The 13,276-nt window shown below is 64.6% G+C and carries 8 protein-coding genes; 5 read left to right on the top strand and 3 right to left on the bottom strand.

Annotation, left to right across the window (positions count from 1 at the left end; translation table 11 throughout):
- Window positions 1–33: 33 nt before the first annotated feature.
- Window positions 34–1,020 carry a histone deacetylase gene (locus IPP90_10960; protein MBL0171232.1) on the bottom strand — a complete coding sequence of 329 codons (987 nt, stop codon included), beginning with the start codon at window positions 1,018–1,020 and terminating at the stop codon, window positions 34–36.
- The gene (locus tag IPP90_10955; protein ID MBL0171231.1) at window positions 1,004–4,042 is read right to left on the bottom strand and encodes an exo-alpha-sialidase; all 3,039 of its coding nucleotides are present in this window, start codon (window positions 4,040–4,042) and stop codon (window positions 1,004–1,006) included. The genes IPP90_10960 and IPP90_10955 overlap by 17 nt, the downstream gene beginning before the upstream one ends.
- Window positions 4,043–4,222: 180 nt before the next feature.
- Here IPP90_10955 and IPP90_10950 point away from each other — a divergent pair, with 180 nt between their 5' ends.
- The 5 genes from IPP90_10950 (at window position 4,223) to IPP90_10930 (ending at window position 10,465) form a co-directional block, all read left to right on the top strand.
- Entirely contained in the window at window positions 4,223–4,750 is a 528-nt protein-coding gene (locus IPP90_10950) for a sigma-70 family RNA polymerase sigma factor (GenBank protein MBL0171230.1), read from the top strand.
- Entirely contained in the window at window positions 4,737–6,260 is a 1,524-nt protein-coding gene (locus IPP90_10945; GenBank protein MBL0171229.1) for a carboxypeptidase-like regulatory domain-containing protein, read from the top strand. Before IPP90_10950 ends, IPP90_10945 begins: the two co-directional genes overlap by 14 nt.
- A 188-nt stretch (window positions 6,261–6,448) precedes the next feature.
- Complete coding sequence (locus IPP90_10940; protein ID MBL0171228.1) at window positions 6,449–8,419, top strand: von Willebrand factor type A domain-containing protein; 1,971 nt, start codon at window positions 6,449–6,451, stop codon at window positions 8,417–8,419.
- Between the two features lie 40 nt (window positions 8,420–8,459).
- Window positions 8,460–9,482: a carboxypeptidase regulatory-like domain-containing protein gene (locus tag IPP90_10935; protein ID MBL0171227.1), complete on the top strand. Its 1,023-nt coding sequence runs from the start codon at window positions 8,460–8,462 to the stop codon at window positions 9,480–9,482.
- A complete protein-coding gene (locus tag IPP90_10930; GenBank protein MBL0171226.1) occupies window positions 9,467–10,465 on the top strand; it encodes a carboxypeptidase regulatory-like domain-containing protein in 999 nt (332 codons plus the stop codon). The genes IPP90_10935 and IPP90_10930 overlap by 16 nt, the downstream gene beginning before the upstream one ends.
- Window positions 10,466–10,480: 15 nt before the next feature.
- Here IPP90_10930 and IPP90_10925 read toward each other — a convergent pair whose 3' ends face one another.
- Window positions 10,481–13,273: a peptidase gene (locus tag IPP90_10925; GenBank protein ID MBL0171225.1), complete on the bottom strand. Its 2,793-nt coding sequence runs from the start codon at window positions 13,271–13,273 to the stop codon at window positions 10,481–10,483.
- Window positions 13,274–13,276: the final 3 nt, after the last annotated feature.

Genomic DNA, 13,276 nt, shown 5'->3' with positions numbered 1-13,276 from the left:
TTCGACTGAAGAACGGCTTCATCCCACTGGGCCTCAAATGGCGAGAGTAAACGTGGTGGCGACCGCTACCGTACCAAGATGAACAGCGACCGTCTCGCGTACGTCACGGCCATACCCGCCGGCGATCGTGATGCAGACGGGAAGTCCGATGTCCCGGCAGGCCTGCAACACCATGGCGTCTCGACGACGCAATCCGTCGAACGTCAGGTTGAGGCGACCCAGTCGATCGTTTTCGTGCGGGTCGGCCCCTGCAAGGTACACGACCAGATCGGCCCGTGCCGAGTGGAGCACGCGCGGGAGGTGGGTGGCCAGCGTCTCGAGATAAACCTCGTCACCCGTCCCGTCATCGAGGTCGACATCCAGGGTGCCGGCCACCTTGTGAAACGGGAAGTTCTTCGCCCCGTGCATGCTGAACGTGTACACCGAAGGGTCTCCAGCGAAGCAGGCGTGGGTGCCGTTCCCCTGATGCACATCGAGGTCGATGATCACCGCCCGACGAATTCGCCCATGGTGCTGCAATCGACGAACGGCAACCGCCACGTCGTTGAACGTGCAGAAGCCCTCGCCGCGATCCGGGAACGCATGATGGGTTCCGCCGGCAAGATTCATGGCCACCCCATGCTCAAGCGCCGCTTCGGCCGCCTCGACGGTTCCGCGCACCACGCGCCAGGCGCGCTCGACAAACGCCGGTGACCAGGGCAATCCGATGCGGCGTTGTTCCAGCGGCGACAGCGTCCCGTTGGTGACGTGATCGATGTACGCTGCCGTGTGGACCCGCAGCAGATCATCATGCACAACTCGGGATGGACTATGCAATCGCTCCGGGGGAAGCAGGCCAGCGGTCAGCACCCCTTCGCGAAGGAGTGCGTACTTGGCCATCGGAAACCGATGGCCGTCGGGGAGGGGGATGGCGTAGGCAGCGGACGACCAGCAGTGGAGGGGCAAGGGGGGATGCAGACGGGAGACGGGAGATGGGAGACGGGAGACGTCGAGCTTGCCGGGCTCAGAACGGGGCAGCATCGAGTGTCTTGGCCATCTGCCGATAGTAGGCGAGCTGCGTACGTTGATCGGCGGTCGGGCGACCGGTCCATCGCCCGCTCGCGCCGTACAACGTCGAGATGCGGGACATCAGTTCCTGCGCCTGTCGCTTGAGATCAATGGTCTGCGCATCGCGACCGGTGGCGCGACGGGCGCGATCAGCGGTTGGCGCGAACGCCGTCACGAGCGCGGCGATTTGCCGCTGGAAGTCTGTCCAGGCGCGGCGATCGGCGCGCGAAATGGTCACGCGTGGATCGTCGCGGACGACCACGCGCTGCGTGGTGGTTTCGCCGCCGGCAACCAATCGGAGGGTGTACGTGCCCGGCATGACTAAGGGTCCCGGTGTGCTGTTGCGCGGACCCGCGTCGTCGTCTTCGCCGCCGCCGCCGCGCAGCGGGAGGTCGGCGTAGCGCAGATTCCATACCACGCGATTGATGCCGCGCGCCACGGTTGGCTTGAGCGCCTGCACCACCGCGCCCGTCGAGTCGAGCACGGTGAGCGTGGCGTTGCCTTCAGGCTGTGCCATCCAAAAGTCCACCAGTGCGCCAGTCGCGGGGTTCTCCCCGCGAAAAATCATGTCACCGGTGTGCGGTCGCAGATTGGTGGTGCGAATTTGATACGCCGGCTGCATGGTGAACAGGTGCGACGGCTTGGCCATCACCAGTGGTGTGAGCTCCTGCAGCGCGTTGGCCTGGTCGAGAATCCAGATGCCGCGCGCGTGCGATGCCAGCACAAGCGCATTGTCACGCGGGTGAATGGCGATGTCGTTGAACGGCATCGTGGGCATGTTGTTGCGCAGCGGAATCCACTGCGTACCCCGATTGGGCGAAATGAACACGCCGAATTCCGTGGCGAGGTACAGCAGGTTGGGATTTCGCAGATCTTCGCGAATGGTGCGCGCCACGCGCTCGTCGGGAAGGTCGCCAACGATCGACGTCCACGACTGCCCGAAATCTTTCGTCATGAACACGTAGTTGCGGAAGTCGTTGCTGCGGTGGTTGTCAACGGTCACATACGCCGTGCCGTCGGCGTGATGCGACGGTTCCACGCCGGCAAACCACGAACCGGCAGGGAGCCCGGGGAATCGTGATTGGACGCTCAACCATGTGGCGCCGCCGTCGCGCGACACGCTGAATCGCCCGTCATCCGATCCCGCGAACAGCAGGCCTTTGCGTCGCGGCGATTCGGCAAGGGACACGATGCCCGGGAAGTAGGGTACGCCGTCGTCGATGGACAACGTATTCTCGCCGGGTTGGCGCCCCATCAACGGCAGCGTTGACCGGTCGACACCAGTGGTCATGTCGCCCAAGTCCGTCCACGTCATGCCGCGATCACGCGACCGGAACAGGTGCTGCATACCCACATACAGGGTGCCGGTATCGTGCGGTGACACGACAATGGGCGAATCCCAGTTGGCCGGATGCATGGCATTGCCCAGCACCTGCGAGGCACCAGGCTTACCCCAGGTGTCCCAGTTGCGGCGTCCCGAGATATGCCCCTGTGGATCGCCGGGGCGGATGTCCTGCGCCTCCCAGGTCATCGTGTTGTTGCGCTGCAGACCAAGGAACTGCGATCCGGAGTACACCACGCCCGGACGCTTGAGATCGGGTACCGCCCAGAAACCGTCGCCGCCGCACAAGCGCGACCAATGCTCGTTCAGGATGCCGTTGGTATTCCAGCTGGCACTCGGCCCGGTCCAGCAGCCGTTGTCCTGCAACCCGCCGTACACGTTGAATGGCATCGCGTTGTCCAGCGCTACGCGATAGAACTGCGACAGCGGCAACGACGACACATACAGGAACTTGTTGCCACGATCGTAACTGATGCCGATGCCGCCATCGTCAAGCTTCACGACGTGACGACCGTCCTTCGGGTCCACCCACACAAATCGATCGTCGCCATGCGTGCTGGTGCGCGGCGCGGTGAACGTCTTGCCGCCGTCGTCGCTGAACGAGTACGCATTCAGCATGTAGATGCGAGTGTCGTCGTTGGGATCGATGACGGGTTGACTGGCGTACATCGGCCGCGGGTTCCAGTCGGACAGGAAGGTCCACGTGGCGCCCTTGTCGTCGCTGCGATAGAGCCCCGCCTTGCGCTGGATGTACGCCGTGGACGCATTGTAGCGCGCGCCTTGTTCGATGCTCACCACCACCGTGCTGGTGTTCTTGCGATAGATGGCGATGCCGATGCGACCATACTCGCCGCTGGGCAATCCGTTGCCGGTGAGCTTGGTCCAGGTTCCGCCGGCATCGGTGCTTTTCCAGAGGGCGCTGCCGGGACCGCCACCGTCAAAGCCAAAGGCGCTCCGGCGCCGCTGATACGTGGCCGCATACAGAATGCGCGGATCGGCGCCATCAATCGCCACGTCGGTGGCGCCGGTTTCGTCGTCCACGGGCAGCGTGCGGCTCCAGGTGCGTCCGCCATCGAGTGTGCGATACAGGCCGCGGTCGCCGCCGGGTCCCCACACCGACCCCTGTGCTGCGACGTACGCGACATCGGGATTGGAGGGATGCAACACGATTCGCCCGATGTGCTTGCTGGTGCGCAGACCCATGTTGGTCCACGTCTTGCCGGCGTCGGTGGATTTGTACACGCCGTCGCCCCAGCTGACACTTTGCCGATTGGCGCGATCACCGGTGCCAACCCACACGATATTCGGATTCGGCTGGAACACGGCGATGTCGCCGACCGAGTGCACCGGCATCGCATCAAACAGCGATTCCCACGTGACACCGTTGTCTCGGGTGCGCCAGACTCCGCCGGTGGCCCCACCGACATACCACGTGTAGGGGTTGGATTCGACCACATCCATGTCGATCACCCGGCCGCTCATGGAGGCGGGGCCAATGCTGCGCAGTCGCAGTCCGGCCAGATCGGCGGGGGCGAGCGTGGTGGAGGCACCGCCCGCGGCCTGGGCGAGCGCGGCGCTGCCGGTGGCGACTAGCAGGAGCAGGGCCACACCCAGGGGTGGCACGGCGGGGCGACGATTCGTAAGGGACGTCATGGCGAGGGCGGACAAGGGGACGGTGACGCAGGCTCGCCGGACGTTGGGGCACCCGCCGCCCGCCAGCAAGGGTCTCATGTGCAAGTCCGCCAGGCTCGCGCGTCTCCCCTCAGAGCACCAGGTTCCGTATCACCGACCGCACGCCCCTCCGGGCGGCGCCGTATCACGTCATTCCCGGCGATGGACGATCTCGATCGGCTGTTCCGCACCTATCACGCGCCTCTGGTACGCTATCTGACTCGTCGGCTTGGTGACCGTGACCTGGCCGAGGAGTTGGCGTCGGAGACGTTTGTGCGCGCCATGCGACATGGCCCGGTCACCAGCGAACGGTCGTGGCTGTTTGCGGTGGCCACGAATCTGGTGCGCGATGAAGCGCGACGGGACTCACGTCAGCGACGACATCTCGAGTTGCTGCGGGCCGAACAGGCCGATCGTGTAGACGAACCGGAGCCGACGTCGCTGGAGCGCATGCAGGAAGCGGCACTGGCTCGGCGCGCGGTGGATGCGTTGGCTGAAAAGGACCGCGTGGCGCTGTTGATGAAGGAGGAAGGGTTGGACTATCACGAGATCGCGGCGGCGCTGGGATTGTCCGTGGGTTCGGTGGGCACGACGCTGTCGCGCGCACGTCGGCGGCTGGTGGAGGTGTACGAGGCGCTGCAGCAGGAACAGCATGGCCACGAAACCGGAGGGGCCCGTGTCGGCTCATGATGATGAGATGATCACCCCGCGCGATGACGCGGCCGCCGCCGAACTGGTGCCGACGTTCACGGGGGACGGGCACGTGGATGAGGGCACCATTCATGCGTGGATCGACGGCGCGTTCAATGTGCCTGCCTCCGCGACCGTGGAGGCGCATGTCAGCACCTGTTCCGTGTGTCAGGGTCAGGTCGCCGAGGCACGCGGGTTTATCGCCGGGGCGTCGCGCGTGGTGCGTGGTCTTGATGCGGTGCCCGCGGATGTCGTGTCGCGCGAGGATGTGGCGCGGACGGCGTCGCGCATCGTCGCGGCCGCGGCGGATCACACGCGGGTGGACGTTGTGTCAGCGCGATCGCGTCGCGCGTGGTATGGACAAACGGCTTTCCGCGCGGCGGCAGCGCTGCTGATCACTGTTGGTGGAGGCGCCTATGTATGGTCAGGGCTGGGCAACGAGGTGGCGATGCCCGTAGTCGCTGATTCAACGCGCATGCGTTCGTCCGCTCCTCAGGCGGCGGGTGTATCGGCGCCCGTGGTGACGGAACGCAGGGTGGAAGCGGCCGCGCCAGCGGCGATGGATGCGGCGACGGCGAACCGTGCGTCGCCCTCATTGCCACCGGTGGCGTTGCGCGATCGGGCGCGGGACAAGCCGGTCACCGCGGAAACGGATCCGGCGTTGCGCGAGCGACGCGTCAACGTGGCGACAGAGGTCGCCGCGATGCCAGCACGCGCGTATGCGCCGGCATCTCCACCACTGTCGACGGCGTCGAATGCAGTGCCATCGGTGCAACCGCCAGTGGCGGTCGGTGGCGTAGGCGGGCGAGGTGTCGCGGGGGGCGTGGCCAAGAGCGCGGTGCGTGATCAGTTGGGTGGCGGGATGGTTTCAGGTGTCGTTGTGGATCCGCGGAATACACCGCTGGCCGGGGCCGCCGTCATCATTTCAGGCACGACCATTGGTACTACGACCAATGCCCGAGGCGAGTTCGATCTGCGCGCGCCCGCAGACACCGCGACGCTGCAGGTACGTCGGTTGGGCTACACGACGTCGAGTCTGGCCTTGAGCACACGAAGCATGGACACGACGCGTACTCGCGTGACACTCCGGGAAGCGAATCAAGCCCCTGGCGCTGTGGTCGTGGCGTCTGAGGCTGCTCCGGTCAGGCAGGAGGTGGCACGACCGGGAGCGATCTGCTGGGAGGTGCTGGCGAACGGCCCCTCACGCTCGACGCGACCGGTCGGTTCGTTTCCCCGAGCCATCCAGTCGGACGATTTCCTCTCGTCATCGCCCGTATCGGCGGCATTGGTCGGATGGCCTTCGCCCACGGAGCGCACGTTGTCACTTTGGGAACGGGATGCGCGCGGGTCGGTGACCGCGACGGCCATAACGAATGATGCGCGATTGACGTTGCGTCTCTCCCTGCGCGGACAGTTCTGGGAAGGCACCGCGACCCAGGTACGCGAGGGTGCGATGAGTGAACATCGCATTCGGCTTGCCCCCGCGGATGCGATGATGTGCAAGCCGTGAAGTGAGCGGCGTCTCCAGAGAGTAAGCACGTCCACTGTCTGCTGCTTCCTCTCTCGGAGACTCCCATGTCGAATAGTCGACAACACGCCGCGCCCCGGTCGCCGTATCACCACATGCGTCGGGTTCGCATCGCCCGGATCACCTGTCTGATCGTCGCCGGTGTGACCATGCTCGCGGCCTGGCGACCGATGACATCGCACGCAGGACCTCGCGACGTCGTCACCAAACGCCAGCCTATTGTGGTGCTCGGCACGATACGCGATGCCGCCACCCAACGCGGGCTCAACGGGGTGTCCGTTGCTGTCACGGCCGCCGGTACTTTGGGGGCGTCCGCGCAGAGTACTGCGGATGGTCGATATGCAGTATCGCTGTCCAAGGTCCCTCGCGGCGCGACGTTGACCATCCTCGTGCGCACGTTGGGTTACGCGCCGTGGAGGACAACGGTGACCGCGTCCTCCGACACGATCCGCGTTGACGCGGCGCTACAGGCAACCAATCAGGCGTTGGCCTCAGCAGAGATGACCGACGCGATGTCCGTCGGCCGCGGCGTCGCCGGCGGCGTCGCCAAAAGCATGCCAAGTCCGGCGGCCGTGGGTGGTGTGGGGATGCGTCAACGCGCGATGAATGCGCAGGAATCGGATCGGCGGTTCGAAGATCGTCGTCCGCGAAGCGTGATGGACTCGTCGCGTTCCGTGGACTGGAACCGCGAACAGTACGATCGCATCACCGACAACCCCTTCCGCGGTGTGCGGGGCAATCCGCGCTCGACGTTTTCGGTGGACGTGGATCGCGCCTCATACGGCAACGTGCGCCGCTACATCACGCAGGGCCAGGTGCCGCCGGCGGACGCGGTGCGCATCGAAGAGCTGGTGAACTACTTCCCGTATCGACTGGCACAGCCCACGGGTGATGCCCCGGTGGCGATCACCACGGAAGCGATGCCGGCGCCGTGGCAGCCAAAGCACCAGCTGGTGCGGGTGGCATTGCAGGCCCGTCGTATCGAAACGGATAAACTCCCGCCCAGCAATCTGGTGTTCCTTATTGATGTGTCAGGCTCCATGCAGAGCCCGGACAAGCTGCCGCTGGTCAAGCAGTCGCTGCGATTGTTGGTGGAGCAGTTGCGACCGCAGGATCGCGTGGCGCTGGTGGTGTACGCCGGCTCCGCCGGCCTGGTGCTTCCCAGCACGTCCGGCGACGAGAAGTCGCGCATCATGGAAGCCATCGATCGCCTCGAAGCGGGCGGCTCGACGGCTGGTGGCGCAGGACTGGAGCTGGCCTATCGCACAGCGCGCGAGCACTTCGAGCGCGGCGGGAACAACCGCGTGATTCTGGCCACCGATGGCGACTTCAACGTGGGTCCCAGCAGCGACGCCGCCATGGAACGTCTGATTGAAAGCCGGCGCGCCGAGGGCACGTACCTGACCGTGCTGGGGTTTGGCACCGGGAACTACCAGGACGCGAAGATGGAAAAGATCGCGAAGATCGGGAACGGCAACTACGCCTACATCGACGAGATTGGTGAGGCCAACAAGGTGTTGGTGAAGGAAATGGGCGGCACGCTGTTCACCGTGGCCAATGACGTGAAGCTGCAGATCGAATTCAATCCGGCCCGTGTGGCTGCCTATCGTTTGATCGGCTATGAAGACCGGATGTTGCGCGATGAGGATTTCCGTGACGACAAGAAGGATGCCGGTGACATGGGGGCGGGACATTCGGTGACGGCGTTGTACGAGGTGGTGCCGGTGGGTGTGAGGGGCACCGTGAAGGTTCGCGAGAGTGATCCGCTGCGATATGCCACGGAGACGGAACCGACGCGCGGCGCGGACGCCGACGCCGACGAGCTGTTGCACGTGAGCCTGCGCTACAAGCGTCCCGGCGAATCCACCAGTCGCTTGATCACCAAGGCCGTGCGCGCCGCGACCGTGCGCGATCGCGCATCGGACGACCTGCGCTTTGCGTCCTCGGTGGCGGCGTTTGGCATGCTGCTGCGGGATTCCGAATACAAGGGCTCCGCGACCGCCGCCGATGTGCTGTCGTTGGCACGCGGCGCTGCCGATGACGATGCGGAGGGCTATCGCGCCGATTTCATCCGCCTGGTGGGACGCTGGCAGGAGATTTCCCGCAGCATCGCGGCTCGGCCCACACCGCGAGAGCGGTAACGTTCTTGACAGGCCGCAGAATCGGGGCAACCGTCCAGTCATGAGAATTGACCGGGGCGTTGCCTCGATGGTTGGCCTGGTGATGTTCTGCGCCTCGTCGGTGTGTTCAACCGTCGAGGCGCAGTCCATTGCGCTCCGCGCGCCAGGCCCCAACTCGCTGTCTGGCGTGGTTACGGACTCCCTGGGCAACTTCATCGCCGAAGCCGATGTGTACATCTCGTCACTCAAGCGGCGCGTGCGCACCAATGGTGACGGATCGTTCTTGTTCGAAAAGTTGAAGCCTGGCACGTACGACGTGGGGGCGCGCCGTCTGGGCTACGTGGCGAGATCGTATCGTGTGGTGGTTGGCGACGATGGCGGCACCGTGAATATCCGGATGATTCGCATCGGGTTCTCGCTGCCGTCGATGGTGACGACCGCTGAACGCACGGGACTGAGCGGAGTGGTTGGCGACTCGGCGTACGGCGCCATGTCCGATGTGGTGGTTCGCGTGATTGGCAACGAGGCGCATACCTTCACCGATTCGGCGGGCGCCTTTTTCCTGCCGCTCAAGCCCGGACGCTACATGGTGGAGCTCAAGCGCGATGGATTCAGCACCCAACGCGTCGGCGTAAGCATTCCAGAGCACGAAGGCCGCAAGATTGCCGCCTGGATGATCCCACGCCAAGGCCGGCCCAATCCCCTTGAGGGCGCCAACGTGTTCGAGATGTCGCAGCGTCTCATGCGCGCCAGTCCCGTGTGGTCCAAGTACTACACGCGTGAGGACATGGCCAAACAGGGGATATCGGAGATTCGACAGGTGGTGAACATGGCGGCCATGAAGCTGGTCGATCCCGATTGCCCCGTGCTTATTGATGGTGGTCCGAAGACGTTGCCGGTCTGGCAATTGTCGGCAGGGGATGTGGAATTCGTGGAGCTCTATACCGCGCGCCCGGCACGTCGCACGGTGACCAGCCTGAATGGAAACCCGCAGAAGTTTTCCACCAGCACCAGCATGACACCCACTTCACCAAGGGATCAAAGCGCGTGCGGTGTTTCCGTGGTGGCGTGGCTCCGTCATTGACGGGCGCGCCTGGCAGGATCGTGCTGCTGGGCCTGTGCTGCTTGAGCACCACGGCGAGTGCACAAGTGGTCGCCCCCCGGCCCGCCGGTCCGAACACCCTCAGCGGTCTGGTCGTTGACTCGGCTGGCGTACCCATCCCCACCGCCACCGTCTACATCGTCGAACTCAAGCGCCAGGTTACTGTGCGTGACAATGGTGCGTTTCGCTTTGACAGTGTGAAGGCGGGCGCCTACACGGTTGGGGCGCGAGCGATTGGCTACATCAGCGGCACGGGCAAGGTTACCGTGGGCGCAGATGGTGGTGCGGCGATCATCGAGATGGTGCGCGTGTCGTTTGCGCTCCCGTCCATGATCACCAACGCCTCGCGCGGAGGGCTCAGCGGCGTGATTGGCGATACGAGCTTTCGCGCGATGGCCGGAGTCACAGTGCGGGTGCTGGGCAGTGGCGCCGGTTCAACGGTTACAGACTCCACCGGCGAGTTCTTTCTGCCCGTCAAGCCTGGGAACTACATGGTGCGTCTCGAACGGGACGGGTTCGGTCGCCAGATGATTGGTGTGACGGTGCCGGAGAAGGAAGGTCGCCGGATTGCGGCATGGATGGCGCCCCGCTCCGAGCAAACGAATCCGATGGAGGCGATGCATTTGTTTGATCTTGAACAGCGACTGATTCGTCGGGGTCCGGTGGGATCCAAGTTGTACACGCGCGAGAGCCTGGCGCGGCTGAACATTCCCGACGCGCGTGAAGCCGCGCAGCGGTTTCTGGCGAGACCGATTCGGGACGGTGACGCCGACGGATGCGCGCTCATCAACGGCGGTCCCCAGCAAGCCCCGCTGTGGTCTATCTCGGCGGAAGATATTGAATTGCTGGAAGTCTACGACGCGCCCCGCGCGCGCAGTGCGAAAACGAGTCTCATGAACAACCCGACGATCGCGGCCATGGGCAGCGGGCCAGGCTGTCGTCACACGGTGTGGCTGCGGAAATAGCGTGCTGGTCGAGGGCTACTTCCCGCTCAACTGAATCGTGTTGAACAGAAATCTGAACGTGCCGTGCGGTTGCGCGCGCTGCAGGATTTCCGGCCCGAACAACAGCACGCGACCCTTGCCGATTTTCGCTTCCACCGCGGCCGCGCCGTTCTCCAGATACTCCTGGCCCCAGGCCCAGCCGCTGTGCAGCGAGGCCTTGCTATCGAACCAGGCAATGCGCGTGACCCCGGCGGCAGCGGCCTGGGGGCCAAGCGCGAACGCCGGACTGTCGTCAAAGAACATGTCCACGCGCTCGGTCACGCCCTGTGCATACGGATTGCTGATGTCCACGCGCGCGGTAAGCAATGAACCCGGCACATAGAATTTGGTGCGCGGCAACGGCGTGCCGTTTTCCGCAAGCTTGTTCTCGATGGGCAATTTGAACGCCGCCGCCAGATTGGCCGCTGACGAGCCAATGGCGACGATCGTTCCGCCGTTCTCCACAAACTCGCGCAGCTTCGGGATGGTGCGGTCGGGCGTGATACGCCCAGGCTGTCCCGCGAACTCCGCCGGCAGATTGGCCGGCATGGCTTCGGCCAATCCGCCACCGCCGCCGCCACGGCCGCCGCGCTCGCCGGGAATGGCTCCCGTGGGGAACACGAGCAGGTCGTAGCTGGCGTTGAGCGACCCGGCGTCGAGCGCGGGGGCAAACACGCGGGCAAACGGGAAATCAAACTGCTCCAGTATCCAACGGGTCCACCCGGACGGCATGGAGCCGCCGTACACGTCCCACAGGCCAACGCGCGCTGCGTTCAGCTTGCGCGCATCTTTGGGCACGCTGGTCCGGACACCTTCAAAGTTCACGCCCAATGCTGTCGCAATTGATGCGATCCTGGCACGGGTGGTTGGACGCGCCCGGATATACAACGAACCCGCCGGGTACTCATGGCCGTTCCCGGTGAGCGACGACGTCAATCGAGACACATCGTCACCACCCGCCATCAGCTGATTGGCCGCACGGAATGTATCGATGGTGCGATTCGAAATCAGGAATCCTGACGCGCCGCTGGTGGCGATTACCGAACCCGCGGGCGGCTTGGCATTCCATTCAGTGACCGGCTCGAACTGCCCACTGAATGATTCGAGAATACGATCGAACTCCACGCCCATCTGAAACGCCAATGTCCATCCGGCGTTGTCGTACGGCGGCGTTGGCGGCGATCCTGGATACGGGAATACATCGGGATGTCGCTGCGGTTCGAACATGTCGATCACGTGCGGGCGAAATGCCTGTGCCGTCGGCACCACATAGGACCCCGCCGGATAGCTCTTGCCGGCCACCGTGAACTCACGCGTGGCCCGTTGCACCGTGATGCCGGTTTCCAGCAACGCGTTGACGAACTTCACGGCAGTGGGGAAGTCGCGCTGATTGGACGGAATGATGAACCCACGGGGATCGCGCAGCTCCGGGGCGCGAATCCTTGCCCAGATATCGGCGTCATTGGGCGGTGCCGCCCCACCGCGCCCGCCCGCACCCGTGCCGCCCGCGGTCACGGCGCCACCAGAGGTGAAGATGGGTTGCCCCGTCACCTCGGAAATCCTTCGTGGGTTGGCTGTCCAGGTATCGCGATTGCCGCGCTCGATGGAGGTTTTGCCCATTGAATAGAAGTTGTACAGGGTGTTCTCGCGCAGACGCGACGCGTAGTCCAGCACGGCGCGATTGAGCGACACGGAATAGTCCACCGACTGACGCAAGTGCCATTCCTGCGGGGCGATGGGCATGGCCAGGTCGCCACCGGGCACCTGTCGCGCCGCGACGAACGGAATGCGCATGGGCGTGGGGCTGCCGATCATCTCGGTCAGCATGGCGATGGTGTTGTGGAACGTCGCGGTGTTGCGCAATCCACCGTTCCACCAGCCGTCGTACGGACCGCCCGAGCGCATGGTCGCGCCGGGCTTGTTCTCCACCACGAGGCGCGTGTGCATCGCCGCGCCCAATGACTGCAGCCCGAGGATCAACGCCGGATGCAGGTTGAAGTTGTACGGGTCGCGCAGCGGCGGTGAGTACACCACCGTGCCGGCCGGCCCGCTCTGATGATGGTTGTACAGTAGCTGTGGATACCAGTCGCGGAACATCACGCGATTCATGTTCTCGGTTTCCACCTGCGTGCTGGCAAAGAAGTCGCGGTTGTTGTCATGCCCGATATACTTCTGATACAAGCGCGGCAGATTGGCGAGCGTGCGCTCGGTGGGCACGCTGTTGCGCATGTACCAGTTGGCCACCAACTCGTTGCCATCGGGATTGGCATGCACAAACAGGATCACGCAGTCGTCGAGGAAGCGCAGGGTTTCCTCGTCGGTGCGACTGACCATCTGGTATACCATCTCACCCAGCTGCTGTGCGCCCAGCGTTTCCGTGGCGTGCAGGCCGCCGTCAATCCACACCACCGTGCGCCCTTCCTTCGCCAGCGCGCGCGCCTGATCGTCGGTGAGTCCTTCGGCGTGCGCGAGGCGCGAGGAGATGTCCTTGAGCCGGGCCAGTCGCTTGTGGTTGTCCGGCGACGTGACAATGGCCATCAGGTGCGGACGACCCTCGGCGGTCTTGCCGATCTCCACCAGCTTCAGGCGGTCGGATTCCTTCTCCAGCGTCCGCCAGTAGCCGGACAGCTGGGTGTAATTGGCAAGGAAATAGTCGTCGCCAAAGTTTGCGCCGAGTGCCTCCTTGGGGGTGGTGATGCGCGGCTGGGCCGCCAGCACGGCGGGTCGGGTACCCGTCAGGGTCAGGACCGCGAACAGCGTGGCGCGTACCAGAAGACGGAACGAGGGCATCGG

Source organism: Gemmatimonadaceae bacterium, assembly GCA_016720905.1.
Classification (GTDB): Bacteria; Gemmatimonadota; Gemmatimonadetes; order Gemmatimonadales; family Gemmatimonadaceae; genus Gemmatimonas.
This window is presented reverse-complemented; position numbering and strand designations above follow the sequence as displayed.